Genomic DNA, 16,595 nt, shown 5'->3' on the forward strand with positions numbered 1-16,595 from the left:
ATTCCTAAAGCCCTGTTAATTGAGTTAAATATTTATTAAGCAGATTGCGGTTTGAGTGATGATGTCATAATTTAGTCCAAGAATTTATTTATAACCATAAATCACACAGAAATGAAAAATAAAAAAATGATCGTAGGTATTGCTGTAGGAGCAGCAGTACTTGCAGGAGCAGCGGTTCTTATCGCACGCAGAAGGTCACAAAGAAACTATCAGGCACAGGTTGACGAAGCCCGTGAAAACTTTAGCGGAAAGCTACAGGAACTGAAACGCAAAGCGCAAAAAGAATACAGGAATTCATCGTCTGAAGTTGAAGATGCTGTAAACGGAGCTAAGGACAGGGCCAACGAATGGATTAACAAAGCCAACGTATAGTATTTCCAGATAAATTCCGAAAGGAATTACATAAAAGTCGGTTATGAAAATTTATAACCGGCTTTTTAAACCATACCAATAAAATTGCACACAATAAAGATTAACTACTATAATTACCCATAAAGCGCCATGAAAACAAGAAAATCTGCCGGAAAAAAATTCCAGCCTTACAACGCCCTGATCGAACAGTTAGCAGCCCAGAATTTCACTTACCAAAATCCGGAAAGCCTTCCCGAAATTTTAGTGCTTACTACATTCCCTCCAAGGCAGTGCGGTATTGCAACGTATTCGCAGGACCTTATCAAAGCGCTTAATGACCATTATGTAGATTCTTTCTCCATCAAAATATGCGCGCTTGAAACTAATGACGAACAGCATACCTACGAAGATGCTTCGATAAAATATATCCTGAACACATCGCAACCTGAATCGTATGTTGAACTTGCGAAAGCGATCAATGCCGATGACAATTTAAAAATAGTATTAATACAGCATGAGTTCGGCCTTTTCCATGAAACGGTAAAAGACTTTAATATGTTTGTAGATGCTGTGGAGAAACCGCTTACCGTGGTATTCCACACCGTGTTGCCTAATCCTAATGAGGAGTTTAAGGCAAATGTACAGCACATACTTAACAGGGTTGATTCCCTTATTGTAATGACACACAACGCTGCCGACATACTGGTGCGCGACTATATAATAGACCGTGAAAAAATCGCGGTTATACCGCACGGCACCCACCTCGTGGCCCACACCGATAAAAACGAGCTGAAACGTAAATATGGCTTTGAAGGACGTAAAGTACTTTCTACATTCGGGCTTTTGAGCTCCGGAAAAAGCATTGAGACAACGCTTGAAGCCTTGCCTAACGTAATCAACAAGGCACCGGAAACACTTTTCCTTATCATCGGAAAAACCCACCCTACTGTTGCGTTGCAGGAAGGTGAGAAATACCGCGACTCTTTGATTGCAAAAATAAACGAGCTTGGCATTCAGGATAATGTACAATTCATCAATAAATACGTTGATCTTCCTGAATTGCTGGAATACCTTCAGCTTACCGATATCTACGTGTTCTCGTCGAAAGACCCGAACCAGGCGGTTAGCGGAACGTTTGCATACGCACTTAGCTGTGGCTGCCCTATTATCTCTACACCTATACCGCACGCCAAAGAAGTTTTGGCAGGCGACACCGGTATGACATTTGATTTCGGTAACTCGGAGCAATTGTCAGAAGCTATAAACACGCTATTATTCGATGTGCAGCGCAGGAATACTATGGTGCTTAACGGCCTTCACAAAATAATCCATACTGCCTGGGAAAACTCGGCGGTAGACCATGCAAAGTTACTTGAAAGGACGGCAGGCGAAACAATCAGGCTGCAATACAGGAACCCTGAAATCAACCTGCAGCATATCAAGAATATGACTACTGATTTCGGTATGCTGCAATTCAGCAAACTGAACAGGCCGGATATTAACACAGGCTATACTATAGACGATAATGCCCGTGCGCTTATCGCTATGTGCCAGCATTACAAATCCTACAGGGACGAGTCAGTACTAAAATACATCAACATTTATCTTAATTTCATTGATTACTGCCAAAGCAAAGATGGCAAATTCCTGAATTATGTTGACTACAACACCAACTTTACCGACCAAAACAAAAATGAAAACCTTGAAGACAGCTCAGGCCGCGCCATGTGGGCATTAGGGTATGTAGTTTCGTTGGGTTCTATCCTTCCGGCTGCTGTTATCAAAAAAGCCGAAACAATGTTCCAAAGGTCGTTGTCGCTTACCAAAGATGTTTATTCTACGAGGGCGATGGCATTCACTATAAAAGGGCTTTATTATTTCAACCGTTACATCAAAAATGCCGATACCGAGATCTATGTGAGGCTTTTTGCTGACAGGTTGGTACAGATGTACCGCCATGAGTCTGACGGTGAGTGGAAATGGTTTGAAGGCTACCTTACGTATGCCAACAGCGTACTGCCTGAAGCGCTGCTTTTAAGCTACGGCATTACAAAAAACGAAGAATATAAAGAGATCGCAAAAAAATCATTTGACTTCCTGCTGTCACAGACTTTCGATGAAAAGTCGATACAGGTTATATCAAACCGCAGCTGGCTGATCAAAGGCGGCGAGAGGGCAACCTGTGGGGAGCAGCCTATAGACGTGGCATATACGATATTGGCATTGCGCAAATTCCATGACATCTTTAAAGATGAGGAATACCTCACTAAAATGGAAATTGCTTTTAACTGGTTCCTTGGTAACAACCGCCTAAACCAGGTGGTATATAACCCATGCACCGGCGGATGTTTCGACGGAATGGAAGAGCATAACGTAAACCTTAACCAGGGTGCGGAAAGCACCGTGAGCTACCTGATGGCAAGGCTTACCATAACAAAATATTTCGGCAACCCGAATATGACGTATTTCAGGAGAAAACAAAGGGCGAATAAAATTGCTGCTTTACGCCAACTGGAATTCTAAACCCAAACGACACCAAAAGAAACGGGCCCCGATTTTATCGGGGCTCGTTTTGTTTGGCCTCACCCCAACCCTCTCCAAAGGAGAGGGAGCCGAGACGTGCTTACTCATTGATTTCCTAATTTTATTAATTTTGGAAGAATGACGTTAAAAGCAATGTACATTAGAATGAAGCTCAATCTGAAATCTAAAATCTGAAATTTTTCGATTAACTTTGGCAAACAATTACATCAACAATGAAAAAACTTCTGCTGTTATCCTTCGCTCTACTGGCATTAGCCTCATGCACAAGCACACGCAACACCATAAAAAATATAGATGACACGGCCAAAATGCCGGCGCTATCTAAGGACAAGACCTTCATCATCACCGAAACAAGCAAGGATAAAAACTATGGCTACGACCAGGATTATCCTGTAAATCTTGGCTTCCTGTCTTATACAATGGCAGAGAAAAATGTACAACGTTATTTTGATGCGCTTACCGGCCCTAAAGGTGAAAAGCTGTCGTATACTAAAGTGGACACGTGCTGCCCTTTCCCATCAAAGAGAACTGATGTTGGTGCAGGGTTGCTTGATATTTATGAAGTGACATGGGAAGGGCTTGCAGAACCTGTACGAATCTATATCAACCTTTACGAAAAAGGCGCTGTACTTGCTCCAAAGGGTTTTAGTATAAAATAAGTTCTGAGTTCCTAGTTTCGGGTTGCCACTCAAACCCTGATACGGCAGAGAGTTCGAAACTCAAACCCGAAACCCGTAACTCCAAACCCGAAACTATTTTCGTATCTTTGCACCGCAAATAATAACACACTATGGACTTAAAGAATATCCCACAAATAAAATATACCGATAGCGGCAACTTCTTTCTCCTTGCAGGCCCATGTGCCATTGAAGGCGAGGAAATGGCGCTGCGCATTGCCGAAAAGCTTGTCGAAATAACCGACAAGCTTGAGATCCCTTACGTATTTAAAGGATCGTTCAAAAAAGCGAACCGTTCGCGCATTGACAGCTTTAGTGGAATTGGCGATGAGAAAGCGCTTAAAATACTTGAGAAAGTGTCGAAAACTTTTGGTGTACCGACTGTTACCGACATCCATACCAATGAAGATGCTGCCATGGCGGCTGAATATGTAGATGTACTTCAAATCCCGGCTTTCCTCGTGCGCCAGACCGACCTTGTTGTTGCTGCGGCGAATACAGGTAAAACGGTAAACCTGAAAAAAGGCCAGTTCATGAGCCCGGAAAGTATGAAGCATGCCGTACAGAAAGTATTGGACTGCAACAATCCTAACGTTATGGCGACCGACCGTGGCACTATGTTCGGGTACCAGGACATGATCGTAGATTACCGCGGCATCCCTACCATGCAGCAGTTCGCTACCACAGTGCTGGACGTTACCCACTCACTACAGCAGCCTAACCAGACTATTGGCGTAACCGGCGGCCGTCCGGATATGATCGAGACCATTGCCAAAGCAGGTATCGCCGTTGGCGTAGATGGTATCTTTATAGAAACGCACTTTGATCCTGCACATGCCAAAAGTGATGGCGCTAACATGCTGCACCTTGACTATTTTGAAGGGTTGATGAACAAGTTGGTAGCGATAAGAAAAACAGTGAATCAGTTTTAATTGGCTGATTTGTTGATGGGTTGATATTTTATTAGTCTCCCGGATCATATAAATATTTGATATAAGGATAGCTTCGGTTGTCCTTTTTTTATATCCGATTATCGTTGATATTTATGTCAGACGTTGCAATGCAACGCCTCTATAACGGTTTTCATAATACATCGTTAATAGCGTTCGACAACGTTATTACAACTTCGAAGTCCGATACTTAAAACTTTGCTACTCTGCAACTTTGCAACTTGCAACTTGCAACTTTGCAACTCACTGAAAAACTTTTTCCCAAAATCCCATTGCCATTAAAAATATTATCATTTACTTTGCAACTCAAAGTACTTTACAATGGAGAATTATTTAAGGGATATACAGGATATAAAAAAGATGATGGACAGGTCTACACAGTTCCTATCACTAAGCGGCCTTGCGGGCGTTATGGCAGGTCTTTATGCACTTGCGGGAGCCTATGCTGCCAAAAGGGTATATGACCTTAACCAAGGCAGGTACATCACACCGGAAAGCAGTTCCTTTAAAGCCATACTTTGCATTGCAGTCGTGGTGTTGGTACTTTCTGTGCTAACGGCCTATATCCTTACGGCAAAAAAAGCAAGGAAGCATGGTGAAACCGTATGGAACTCTACTTCGAAAAGGCTGGCAGTAAATTTCCTGATACCCCTGGTTACGGGCGGCATCTTTGCCCTGATCCTGCTAAAGAATGGCTATGCAGGCCTTATCGCCCCGGTAACGCTTATTTTCTACGGGCTTGCCTGCATTAATGCCAGTAAATACACCATGAGGCAGGTGCGCTACCTTGGGCTTACCATCATTATCATCGGATTGGCGGCAACTAACTTTGAAGGCAGCGGGCTCGAATTCTGGGCATTGGGCTTTGGCGTTTGCCATATCCTTTACGGCACAATCATGTACATTAAATACGACAGAAACCAATAGCCTTGAAAAATATACTGCAACATATCAACAAGACGCTGGAGCACCGCATCCGCCTGGGGATCATGAGCATACTCATGGTTAATGAGCATGCCGACTTCGGTACACTCAAAGAGCTGCTTGGCGTAACCGACGGCAACCTCTCAAATCATACAAAAGCGCTGGAAACAGAGCATTATATTATGATAGAAAAACAGTTTATAGGCAACAGGCCCAACACACGCTATACGGCTACAAAAGACGGACGTAAAGCTTTTCGCGACCATATTGCCGCCTTTGAAAAACTGATACACAACGAACACTATTTTTTTACCTAATAACTTTGAAATTCAAAGTACTTTATAAAAACCAAAACCAATGAAAGCTATTAAATTATTATCATCGCAAACCTTGAGGCAGCATGGCATGCTCCTTCTTTTAACCGCATTCTGCTTTGGGATGCTGCTCGTACGGGCTAAAATCACGCATACCATTTTTTACTTTTTCCTGGTATGGAACCTCTTCCTCGCCTTCGCACCATTCGCCATTACTACCCTGATGATGAGCCGTGTGCAGTTCCTGGAAAGGAAAGCCCTCTTCTACCCTTCTTTTTTTTGCTGGCTGCTGCTTTTGCCAAATGCCCCCTACCTCATTACCGACTTCATTCACCTGGGCCAAAAGCCTGTGGTCCCTGCATGGTTCGATGTGTTGCTGCTCATTTCGTTTGCGATAACCGGACTGCTTTTCGGCATTACCTCAATGAAGGCGATGCGAAAAATACTAATGGTAAAGTTCAATCCACAAATAGCAGGGGTAGCAATGGCAGTTGTGTGTTTCCTGAGCGGATTTGGAGTCTACTTAGGGCGTGTGCTGCGCTACAACAGCTGGGATGTGCTGCACAGGCCTTTCGAACTCATAGGCGATATACTATACAGCCTCGTTGCCCACGATACCTGGCGCACGGCATGGGGTATTACACTGGGCTTTGGAACATTACTGTACCTGCTGTACTCGCTGAGCCGCCAAAATAGACAATAGACAATAGACAATAATAAATAATCAAATGATGAAATCACTTTTCAAAACCAAAAAAGCCGCCGTAAGCATGGACGAGCTGATCAATTACCCAAAAGACAGCCTGGGATTCCATTTGGGGTGCTTCCTTTTCAACAACAGTTGCGAATCAGACCCAATCCCTGAAAAAGAAGATGTGTACCGAACCCTTCTTACCAAAGAAGTATCAAACAAAGAAGAGATTGCCATGCATTACTACCTCTTCGGTAATGGTGATTTTAGCTTTAGAACGCTTTTTGTAATGGGTTCCGGCGCAGTATTCTACCCGCATTGTGTTGCCTATTTCTACAAAAGATACCGTGATGGAAGGAATGCGCTGCGTTTTTATGACCTCGACCATTTCAGGATGCTGCACCTGCCACTACAAAGAATTAAAGATGCCTTTTTAATACGATAAGCTATGTACGACACCTCCACACCCTATTTGGTTAAAACAATGGCAGAAATAGCCGTATGGATATTCTGTATTTCGTTTGGTATTGGTACGCTGCTCCTGCTTACCTATATAATAGATGGTTACGGAAATGACTATATGTTCGCAGGTTTCCTTTATGTTGTTGCCGCAACTTTTGTGAATACGATAGCTTTATGTGTACTGCTGATACACGCCTATATCTACTACGAATACAGGAGATCGCTGCTTAAGTGGGCCGCCCTGCTGCTGGCTAATGTCCCCATCGCGATACTGTATATGTATATTGTTTTTGAAATTTTACCTCACTATGGAAGATTTTAAGGAAGATTTTAAGCCCGACGACATACCGCAAAAAATAGTGCGGATTATACATATCCCGAAACTGGTATTTATCATATCGCTTACTACCGGGACGCTGCTGCTGCTGGCCTATCTCCTTACACAGGACTCCGGACTTATTGGCATTGGAATTTACTATGTGGCATTTGCAATTATTATTAATACCGGTGCGATTATCAGTATGGTTGCCTGTGCTTTCCGTTACCCTAAGCATAAGTCCCTAATATTAGCGCGTACCCCGATACTACTATTGAATATTCCCATTGCATGGGTGTATATAGTGATTGTTGCTAATGTGATGAAGCTATGAGCGACGAACAAACCTTAATTGCCGGAAGTAACATTTCAACTGCCAAAAAAACATTTTGGTGGTCGCTTGGTATCGGCACAGCACTGGAACTTGCATTTCTCATAACAGATTGGGCATTTTTACTGGTTGTAGGTTTTTATTATGTAGCGATCGCCTTTATGTTCAACCTTATCGTTTTTCTCAATAACATCATTTTCGTTTGCCTTCATAGAGAGAAACGAATGGCACTTATCCTATACACACTTTTACTACTGCTCAATATCCCTATTACATTCTTATACCTCAATATACTTTTTATTAATCATTAAACCAATAACTATGGAAATCTTAAATCAAAATCAAAACCAACCGGAAGATCCCAATAAAAACTTCCTGCATTCCACAACAGCACGCATCGTTATGGTCGGCGTACTCACGTTAGTGCTGCTCATTCCGCTGCAATATGTAAAAAACCTTATCTTCGACCGCTCTCAATTGCAGCGCCATACCGAAGAAACTGTTAGCGCCCAGTGGGGCGGCAATGTGTATGTTTACGGCCCCGTGCTGAAAATACCCTATAAGAATACTAAGAAAAACGGCGCTCCTGCTTATGCTTACTTCTTTCCGGAAAAACTTGATATCACAGCGAATGTAGTGTCAGAATCAAAGCGACGCAATACCTATAAGTCGGCTGTATTCAATGCCGGGATAAAGTTTTCGGGGAATTACACCACTCCAAACTTCAGCAAATCCGGGATATCTCCTGAAAATATAGATTGGGAAAGGGCAACGATACAGCTGAATACGGGCAACCTTAAAGGCATTAAAGGGGCGGTCGCTATCAATTTCAACGGGAAGCGGTATAATTTCGAACCGGCATCGCGGGAAAACAGCAACGATTCTATGGTAGCGCTCGAAACAAAAACGATTAACCTGCGGGATGCTTTCGCCGGCGGTGTAGTGAATTTCAGCATGGATGTTTCCTATAACGGTACAAAACGCCTGGCTATAGTGCCTATCGGGAAGCTCACGGAAACCCAAATGATATCCAACTGGCATAAACCGCTGTTTGGGGGTAATTTTATGCCGGAAAAAGAAAGTGATACTGCTACAGGCGCTACAGCCTGCTGGAAAATTTCGCACCTCAACAGGCCTTTTGCGCAGCAGCATTTTGGCAGCCTGCCCGACCTGAAAGCTTATAGCTTTAATGTCGATTTTATTATTCCCGTAAACGAATACGAGCAAAATGAGCGTGCCGCGAAATACGGCTTTTTGGTAATAGGCCTTACATTCCTTATTTTCTTTCTGATACAAAGTATGAGCAGGATCAGCATTCATATTTTCCAGTATATCATGATCGGCCTGGCGCTTATTATGTTCTATACCCTGCTTATCTCGATTACAGAACACAGCAGCTTCAGGTTTGCCTATATTATTGCAGGGCTCTCGGTTGTAGCAATGATAACGCTCTACTCTATATCCATACTGAAGGACCGCAGGTTCCCAATGTTTATTGCCGCTGCGCTCACAGGCTTGTACACCTTTATTTATGTGATTATACAGTTGGAAGAATATGCCCTGCTTGCAGGAAGCATCGGCTTGTTCCTTATACTTGGTGCCGTAATGTATTTTTCCCGCCGCATCGATTGGAATAAATAATAGCTAGCTTAGTTTTTGGTTACCCGCAGGATGCTTTAGGGCGCTTGCGGGTTTTTGTTTTCATCGTAAAAGTAAATAGCCAAAGTTCACTGCAACAGTACCATAACTGTCTCTCGTTGTTAAACAACTAATCTCCGACATCTTACAGCCATCGTGTGTGTAAAAAGAAAAAGCCCCGAATTACTTCGGAGCTTCTTTATGAATCTGAACTAAATTATATTATTTGATAAATTCGATTTTTTGTGCCTCTTCAAGGTTAACACTATCGAAAAAGCCCTGTTCATTCATCCATTCATCACTAAAGACTTTGCTCATGTAGCGCGATCCGTGATCCGGGAATATAAGAACTACATTGCTGTTTTCGTCAAACTCTCCAGCTTCGGCATACTGCTTCACTGCCTGTAGCGTTGCGCCGCTGGTATAGCCTACAAAAAGGCCTTCCGTTTTGGCAATGCTCCTGGCAGCATGGGCGCTGTCCTCGTCAGAAACTTTTATGAATTTGTCGATAACGTCAAAATCTGTTGCTGTAGGGATAAGGTTTTTACCCAGGCCTTCTATGCGGTAAGGATAAATTTCATCACTATCAAACTCTCTTGTCTCGTGGTATTTTTTAAGCACAGAGCCGAAAGCATCCACGCCCAGTATCCTGATAGCAGGGTTCTTTTCTTTAAGGAAACGTGCCGCACCCGATATAGTCCCTCCAGTGCCACTGCACGCAACAAGGTGGGTTATCTGCCCGCCGGTTTGCTCCCATATTTCAGGGCCGGTGGTTTTATAATGCGCATCTACATTCAAGTCATTGAAATACTGGTTGATGTAAACAGATCCCTTGATCTCTTCATGCAGCCTTTGGGCAACACAATAGTAAGAACGCGGGTCATCGGCAGATACATTTGCAGGGCAAACATACACTTTTGCGCCCATGGCACGCAGCATGTCAATTTTGTCTCTCGACGATTTTGAGCTTACCGCAAGTACACAGTCATAACCTTTAATAATGCTTACCATTGCCAGACTGAAGCCTGTGTTACCCGAAGTGGTTTCGATAATAGTATCGCCCGGCTTCAGGATGCCTTTTTTCTCAGCTTCTTCAATGATGTATAATGCAATCCTGTCTTTTGTGGAATGGCCCGGATTAAAAGCTTCTACTTTCGCGTAAAAATTCCCCTCTAATCCTTCAGTAACTTTATTGATCTTAATCAGGGGGGTATTCCCGATTAATTCCAATACATTATTATAGGCTGTTATTCTTTCTTTCATACTTTCATAAAAAATGAGTTAGTAAGGTAAAACTGGTACAAAGTTTACTGACCTCAAAACCTTGCAAATCTAACAAAAAAAATTTAATTACTTTTTAATTCCTTCCAAATCTAATAAAAAACTATATTCCTTGGCAACTTCCTTAAGCGCTTCAAAACGTCCGGAAGCGCCACCGTGGCCTGCTTCCATGTTGGTATCCAGGTACAAAAGGTTGTTGCCTGTTTTAGTTACCCTTAGTTTTGCTACCCATTTGGCAGGCTCCCAGTACTGCACCTGAGAGTCATGAAGGCCTGTTGTTACCAGCATATTCGGGTAGTTTTGGGCGGTAACGTTGTCATAAGGCGAGTACGATTTCATGTAATCGTAGTATTTTTTGTCGTTCGGGTTACCCCACTCGTCATATTCCCCGGTTGTAAGCGGTATAGAGTCGTCAAGCATTGTAGTAATAACATCCACAAAAGCTACCTGCGCAATAACGCCGTTATACAGTTGTGGCGCCATGTTCACGATAGCCCCCATCAGCAATCCGCCTGCCGAGCCGCCTTCGGCATACAAGTGTTTTGCAGATGTATATTTTTGCGCGATCACATATTCGGAACAATCGATAAAATCAGTAAAGGTATTTTTCTTTTTTAGCAATTTTCCGTTCTCATACCATTCGCGGCCCAGGTCCTCCCCACCCCTTATGTGGGCGATGGCAAAGATGAAGCCCCTGTCAAGCAGGCTAAGGCGGATAGAAGAGAAATACGGGTCCATAGAATAGCCATACGAGCCGTAAGCATATAACAGTAACGGATTGTTGCCATTTTTGGTAATGCCTTTGCGGTACACCATAGAGATCGGGATCTTGGTGCCATCTTTTGCAGTGGCCCAAACTCTTTCTTCTACATAATTGTTCTTGTCGAATTTGCCGCCAAGCACTTCCTGCTCTTTCAGTACGGTTTTTTCCTTCGTCTTCATATTGAAGTCGATAACCGAAGAAGGCGTAGCAAGCGACTGGTAGCTGTAACGCAATATGTCGGTATCAAAGTCAGGGTTGGTACTTACTCCTGCCGTATAGGTCTCTATATCGAACGGCAGGTAGTATTCTCCCTTACCATCCCAAGGCCGGATCCTTATTTTATTGAGACCATTAGAGCGCTCTTCTATTACAAGGTAATTCTTAAATATCTCAATATCCTCCAGAAGCACGTCTTTGCGGTGCGGTATCAGGTCTTTCCAGTTTTCTTTGGCTGTGGCATTTTCAGGCGTTGTCATCAGCTTAAAGTTGGTCGCTTTGTCCTTGTTGGTAACAATATACCACGTATCGCCGTAATTGGCTATGCTGTACTCCAGGCCGCGTGTCCTGGGCTGGAACATTTTAAATTCTCCATCCGGTGTTTTAGCATCCAGTATCCTGAATTCGGATGTTAGTGTGCTTGTTGAACCGATAACAAGGTACTTCTTTGACTTCTCCTTATAAATGAATGTCCCGAAGGTGTCGTCCTTTTCATGGTAGATCATTACATCGCCCTTAGCATCGCTGCCCAGCTTGTGCTTGTAAATCTTATCTGAACGTAACGTAACTTCATCTTTACGGGTATAGAATAACGTTTTGTTATCCCCGGCCCATGTAGAGCCACCGGTGGTGTTCTCTATTTTAACCGGAAGTATCTCTCCGGTTAGCAGGTTTTTTACCTGTATGGTAAATTGCCTTCTCGAAACCGTATCGATGCCGAAAGCCGCCCATTGGTTGTCCTCGCTAACGTTAAGTCCGCCCAACTGGAAATACGAATGCCCTTTCGCCATTTCGTTGCAATCGAACATGATCTCCTCTTTGGCATCAAGACTGCCTTTCTTGCGGGCATATATCGGGTAATCCTTTCCCTTTTCGTAGCGGGTAATATAGTAGTAGCCGTTATAAAAATAAGGTACAGAAGAATCGTCTTCTTTTATTGTGGCCTTCATTTCCTCGAAAAGACTTTTCTGGAAATCCTTCAGGCCGGCCGTCATGGTATTGTAGTAGGTATTCTCTTTGGTAAGGTAGTCAATCACTTCAGGATTTTCCCTTTCGTTGAGCCAGTAGTAATTGTCGGTACGCACATCGCCGTGCTTTTCAAGTTTTTTAGGCTTAACCGCAGCAAGGGGCGGTTTTATCGTTTCGGTCATTTTGGTTTTATTAGATTGGGCATTCGCCGCAAAAATAACACAAACACAACTTAAAAGTACGTGTTTTTTCATAGATTTATGAATTGGTATATAACCCCGCAATTTAATACATTTGTAATATAATTAAATAATAAAATTCGTAAAAATGTTTGGAGATATCATGGGAATGATGGGTAAACTGAAGGAAACCCAGCAAAAGATTGAAGACACTAAAAAAAGGCTTGATACAGTGCTTGTTGATGAGCAGAGCAATGACGGGCTTTTGAAGGTAACGCTGACCGCCAACAGGGAAATACGTTCAATAACGATTGATGATGCCTTGCTGGAAGACAAAGAGCAGCTTGAAGACTATCTTGTATTGGTAATGAATAAAGCCATCGCCAGTGCTACAGCCATCAATGAAGCAGAACTTGCGGCTGTTGCCAAAGACGGAATGCCGAATATACCTGGGCTTTTTTGATTGTCTATTTTTTTATTTTTTATTTTCTATTGAGCTTCACTCATAAGCGCCTGCCATTGATATGATGGGTTACTTTTGGTTGTGTTTGAAGCAATAAATATAAGCACGCTGGGTCGTGCTTTTTTTATTCAGATTTTTTTCACCTAAATCCGCAGGAATTTTCTTTATTTGTCGTCTAAACAGGTAGACCAATAAATCACTACTATGAAGAAATGTGTTTACCTCCTCGGCAGCCTTTCGTTATCAGTGCTCTTTTCCTGCAATAGCAGCGATAGCGATTATAAGGCTATTGACCCTTATGAAAATATTAAGGCAACCTTCGGCAGCAATATCGACCCGGAAAATCTTTACAATTATGCCGGCCAGCAGGTGCCCGGTTATATAACCAAAGACAATTCCGGCGCAAACCCTGTGACCGATAAAGTGGCGACACTTGGCAGGGTGCTTTTCTATGACGTCAACCTGTCTTCAAACAATACTGTATCCTGCGCCTCGTGCCACAAGCAGGAACACGCCTTTAGCGATACGGCAGTAGCAAGCACGGGAGTGAATGGCACGACGACACGGCATACCATGCGGCTTATCAACACTAGGTTCGCAGCCGAAACACACTTTTTTTGGGACGAAAGGGCTTTATCGCTCGAGCAGCAAACCACTATGCCGGTGCGCAACCACGGCGAAATGGGCTTTAGTGGCGAAAATGGCGACCAAAGCTTTGATGACCTTATTTTAAAGCTCGGCAGCCTGGGCTATTATAAAGAGCTGTTTACATTCGTATACGGCAATGACGAGATTACCGAAGAAAAAATACAGCAGGCACTGGCCCAGTTCGTAAGGAGCATCCAGTCTTTCGATTCTAAATATGATACCGGCAGGGCAATTGCAGGCAATGACGGCCCGCCGTTTCCTAACTTTACCCAACAGGAAAACCAGGGTAAGGACCTATTTTTAAGGCCGCCTGCTTTCAACCAAAATGCCGAAAGGATAAACGGAGGGGTTGGCTGTGCAGGATGCCACCGCATTCCGGAATTTGACATTGACCCGGCTGTAAGGAATAACGGCCTCATAGCAAATTTATCCGGAGGTGGCTTTGATACTGCCAATACCCGCGCGCCATCACTGCGCGACCTGGTAAAAGCCGATGGCACTTTGAACGGCCCGCTGATGCATAACGGGCAGTTCGCAACACTGGAGGATGCGATATTACATTATAATATAATTTCCACAGCTAACAACAATAACCTTGATAACCGCCTCATGCCGGGCGGGATCGGGCAAAAGCTGAACATGACGCAGGACGAAGTAAACGCCCTGGCGGCTTTCCTGAAAACACTTACCGGCACCAATGTATATACCGATGCCAAATGGGGTAATCCTTTTCAGTAGATTATAAATTTTGCAAATAGTAAAAGCACGGCGAGGGTCGTGCTTTTTTTTTAGATTTGTTTTGAGGCACGGATTGCAAATCCGCGCTATCGTATGTCGTGGGATTATTTTGTTTAACGTATTTACAGTGTCCCTTCCCGTTTAAAGCGAAAAATATAATACTAACAGTGAATATGATAGCGCGGATTTGCAATCCGTGTTTTTTATTATATTTGCTATAACGCATTTCTAGCCCGGACTCGATAGCGCGGATTTGCAATCCGTGCAATTAACGAAATTAAACATGTCCACCAAATACAAAGCGACTACACCCGAACAGGCTTACTTTATCACTATAACTACGGTGGGATGGGTAGATGTATTTACAAGGCTCAATCAAAAATATATAATAATAAACGCACTTGACTATTGCTGCAAAAGCAAAGGGCTGGAGATTTATGCCTATTGCCTGATGCCGAGCCATCTTCACCTGATGTGCAAGGCGGCTAATGGTTTTATTTTGCCGGATGTGATGCGGGACTTTAAAAAATTCACCTCTAAGAAAATTGTCGATGCTGTAGCAAACGAACCTGAAAGCCGTCGTGAATGGTTACTGCCGCTTTTCCAAAAAGCCTGTGAGCACTTAAAGAGAAACCAGAATTTTAAAGTCTGGCAGGATGGCTATCACGCCGAAATTGTAGAAACCAACTGGTTTATAAAGCAGAAAGTAAACTATATACACAATAACCCTGTAGCAGATAAAATTGTTGCCTATCCTGAAGACTACTACTTTAGTTCGGCAAGAAATTATGCGGGACTTGATAACGAACTTGACGTTATTTTGTTAGATTTGTTTTGAGGCACGGATTGCAAATCCGCGCTATCGTACGTGGTGGAATTAGAAATTACAAATCCGCGTGGTCGGGTTTTGTTTTGAGGCACGGATTGCAAATCCGCGCTATCATATGTAGTGGAATTAGAAATTACAAATCCGCGCGGTCGGGGGGAGTCGTGCTTTTTTTTGATAATTTTCTGAATAGTATTTTATTTCATATACATTTCAAACAACTTTATTGCATTGGCTTTAAGGTCATCATATTTCATATCGCCTTTAAAACCTATGCCCGGATTATAATGTGTCATCCCTTTGTTAGCACATAGCAAATATTCTGCGCCCCCTAACTCAACAGATATAGGTGAATATTCTGTCTGGACCCTTAAAACGATATCATCCTTATTATCAATTACATAAAAAAGATGTTTATTGTATATATCACCATTGTTACTTCCATTCTGATAACGTTCAAATACCTGTACCAGATAACCATTCCATTTGAATTGGTCAAAACAAAACATATCTTTCATATTGTCTTTAAGCTCTCCTTTTTTATGAGCGTCATAAAGTTTGTCCCTATATGGTTTTGCTTTGTCATACTCTTTCCTGTGATAGTAGATCTGGATGAGTTTTGCATAAGAATGATAATCTGTTGGATCCAATTGGATAAGCTCAATAAATGCCGGTTCAGCTTTATCAAAATTCCCTTTCAGGGATTCAAGCAATCCTATATTGAAAAGCGCGTTTATATAAGAGGCTGATTTTTTTGAGATTTTCAATTTTGCGGCGTAAAATGCTTCCAATGCCTTATCGGATTCTTTTTGTTCAGAATAGATTTGCGCGATCATGGAATATGGCCTGTCGGGCATTTAGCTTGACTAATTGCTTTTTTATAAGCCTCAAGTGCCATGTCATTTTTTTTGAGCTGATAATAGGAATCGCCAAGACCGCTATAATACTCCCCATTATCTTCTTTTAGGGAAATTGCGGTTTGAAAACTCCTTATGGCCTCATCATATTTGTCCATATAGTTCAGAGTTGAACCTTTTATGTAGTGTGGTGCAGGGTCCTTTGCATCTTTGCCTATTGACATATCCATGAATTTGATGCAACTGTTGTCATCTTCTTTCATGTAATAGGCAAGTCCGATATAATACAAGGACTTTGCCGAACATTCCCCGGATCTGGAAGCATACTGCTCAATTATCTTTTCATATTGCTTATTACCCGATAAGGCTTTTATCTCATCGTCAACTTTACCCTGGGCAAAAATTGACATTGTAGAAATTGTCAGTAGTAACGTAAGGATGAATTTCATTTATGCGA

General features: G+C 42.7%; 19 protein-coding genes. 15 read left to right on the forward strand and 4 right to left on the reverse strand.

Annotated features, from left to right (window positions below):
* Nucleotides 1-111 precede the first annotated feature (111 nt).
* The 12 genes from AAEO56_RS16515 to creD all read left to right on the forward strand — a co-directional run bounded on the left by AAEO56_RS16515 (nucleotide 112) and on the right by creD (nucleotide 9,201).
* Nucleotides 112-372, forward strand: a complete 261-nt coding sequence (locus AAEO56_RS16515; RefSeq protein WP_341698176.1) for a hypothetical protein — start codon at nucleotides 112-114, stop codon at nucleotides 370-372.
* 129 nt (nucleotides 373-501) lie between these two features.
* Nucleotides 502-2,874, forward strand: coding sequence for a glycosyltransferase (locus AAEO56_RS16520; protein ID WP_341698177.1), 2,373 nt, complete (start codon nucleotides 502-504; stop codon nucleotides 2,872-2,874).
* A 233-nt stretch (nucleotides 2,875-3,107) separates the two neighbouring features.
* The gene (locus tag AAEO56_RS16525) at nucleotides 3,108-3,554 is read left to right on the forward strand and encodes a 2-dehydro-3-deoxyphosphooctonate aldolase (protein WP_341698178.1); all 447 of its coding nucleotides are present in this window, start codon (nucleotides 3,108-3,110) and stop codon (nucleotides 3,552-3,554) included.
* Nucleotides 3,555-3,685: 131 nt separating this feature from the next.
* On the forward strand, nucleotides 3,686-4,504 hold the full coding sequence (gene kdsA / locus AAEO56_RS16530; RefSeq protein WP_341698179.1) for a 3-deoxy-8-phosphooctulonate synthase: 819 nt from the start codon (nucleotides 3,686-3,688) through the stop codon (nucleotides 4,502-4,504).
* A 339-nt stretch (nucleotides 4,505-4,843) separates the two neighbouring features.
* Nucleotides 4,844-5,449 (forward strand): hypothetical protein, encoded by a 606-nt coding sequence (locus tag AAEO56_RS16535; protein WP_341698180.1) that lies wholly within the window; start codon nucleotides 4,844-4,846, stop codon nucleotides 5,447-5,449.
* A 2-nt stretch (nucleotides 5,450-5,451) separates the two neighbouring features.
* Nucleotides 5,452-5,763, forward strand: coding sequence for a winged helix-turn-helix domain-containing protein (locus AAEO56_RS16540; RefSeq protein WP_341698181.1), 312 nt, complete (start codon nucleotides 5,452-5,454; stop codon nucleotides 5,761-5,763).
* A gap of 40 nt (nucleotides 5,764-5,803) precedes the next feature.
* Complete coding sequence (locus AAEO56_RS16545; protein WP_341698182.1) at nucleotides 5,804-6,463, forward strand: DUF1361 domain-containing protein; 660 nt, start codon at nucleotides 5,804-5,806, stop codon at nucleotides 6,461-6,463.
* 25 nt (nucleotides 6,464-6,488) lie between these two features.
* The gene (locus tag AAEO56_RS16550; protein ID WP_341698183.1) at nucleotides 6,489-6,896 is read left to right on the forward strand and encodes a hypothetical protein; all 408 of its coding nucleotides are present in this window, start codon (nucleotides 6,489-6,491) and stop codon (nucleotides 6,894-6,896) included.
* Nucleotides 6,897-6,899: 3 nt separating this feature from the next.
* Entirely contained in the window at nucleotides 6,900-7,235 is a 336-nt protein-coding gene (locus AAEO56_RS16555; protein WP_341698184.1) for a hypothetical protein, read from the forward strand.
* Complete coding sequence (locus AAEO56_RS16560; protein ID WP_341698185.1) at nucleotides 7,222-7,563, forward strand: hypothetical protein; 342 nt, start codon at nucleotides 7,222-7,224, stop codon at nucleotides 7,561-7,563. Before AAEO56_RS16555 ends, AAEO56_RS16560 begins: the two co-directional genes overlap by 14 nt.
* Entirely contained in the window at nucleotides 7,560-7,871 is a 312-nt protein-coding gene (locus AAEO56_RS16565; RefSeq protein ID WP_341698186.1) for a hypothetical protein, read from the forward strand. Before AAEO56_RS16560 ends, AAEO56_RS16565 begins: the two co-directional genes overlap by 4 nt.
* 10 nt (nucleotides 7,872-7,881) lie before the next feature.
* Nucleotides 7,882-9,201, forward strand: coding sequence for a cell envelope integrity protein CreD (gene creD / locus AAEO56_RS16570; RefSeq protein WP_341698187.1), 1,320 nt, complete (start codon nucleotides 7,882-7,884; stop codon nucleotides 9,199-9,201).
* Nucleotides 9,202-9,420: 219 nt separating this feature from the next.
* On the opposite strand, the gene AAEO56_RS16575 is transcribed toward creD, so the two are convergent.
* A complete protein-coding gene (locus AAEO56_RS16575) occupies nucleotides 9,421-10,461 on the reverse strand; it encodes a PLP-dependent cysteine synthase family protein (protein ID WP_341698188.1) in 1,041 nt (346 codons plus the stop codon).
* A gap of 87 nt (nucleotides 10,462-10,548) precedes the next feature.
* Nucleotides 10,549-12,681 carry a S9 family peptidase gene (locus tag AAEO56_RS16580; protein ID WP_341698189.1) on the reverse strand — a complete coding sequence of 711 codons (2,133 nt, stop codon included), beginning with the start codon at nucleotides 12,679-12,681 and terminating at the stop codon, nucleotides 10,549-10,551.
* A gap of 73 nt (nucleotides 12,682-12,754) precedes the next feature.
* Here AAEO56_RS16580 and AAEO56_RS16585 point away from each other — a divergent pair, with 73 nt between their 5' ends.
* From AAEO56_RS16585 to AAEO56_RS16595, 3 genes are all read left to right on the forward strand, one after another.
* The gene (locus AAEO56_RS16585; protein ID WP_341698190.1) at nucleotides 12,755-13,069 is read left to right on the forward strand and encodes a YbaB/EbfC family nucleoid-associated protein; all 315 of its coding nucleotides are present in this window, start codon (nucleotides 12,755-12,757) and stop codon (nucleotides 13,067-13,069) included.
* A 204-nt stretch (nucleotides 13,070-13,273) separates the two neighbouring features.
* Nucleotides 13,274-14,455 (forward strand): cytochrome-c peroxidase, encoded by a 1,182-nt coding sequence (locus tag AAEO56_RS16590; protein ID WP_341698191.1) that lies wholly within the window; start codon nucleotides 13,274-13,276, stop codon nucleotides 14,453-14,455.
* Between the two features lie 283 nt (nucleotides 14,456-14,738).
* A complete protein-coding gene (locus tag AAEO56_RS16595; RefSeq protein WP_341698192.1) occupies nucleotides 14,739-15,293 on the forward strand; it encodes an REP-associated tyrosine transposase in 555 nt (184 codons plus the stop codon).
* A gap of 185 nt (nucleotides 15,294-15,478) precedes the next feature.
* On the opposite strand, the gene AAEO56_RS16600 is transcribed toward AAEO56_RS16595, so the two are convergent.
* Together AAEO56_RS16600 and AAEO56_RS16605 are read right to left on the reverse strand one after the other, a co-directional pair.
* Nucleotides 15,479-16,117, reverse strand: coding sequence for a tetratricopeptide repeat protein (locus AAEO56_RS16600; protein ID WP_341698193.1), 639 nt, complete (start codon nucleotides 16,115-16,117; stop codon nucleotides 15,479-15,481).
* Complete coding sequence (locus tag AAEO56_RS16605; protein WP_341698194.1) at nucleotides 16,114-16,587, reverse strand: tetratricopeptide repeat protein; 474 nt, start codon at nucleotides 16,585-16,587, stop codon at nucleotides 16,114-16,116. Before AAEO56_RS16605 ends, AAEO56_RS16600 begins: the two co-directional genes overlap by 4 nt.
* Between the last annotated feature and the right edge of the window lie 8 nt (nucleotides 16,588-16,595).

This window comes from Flavobacterium arundinis (assembly GCF_038289855.1).
In the GTDB taxonomy this organism is placed as follows: Bacteria; Bacteroidota; Bacteroidia; order Flavobacteriales; family Flavobacteriaceae; genus Flavobacterium; species Flavobacterium arundinis.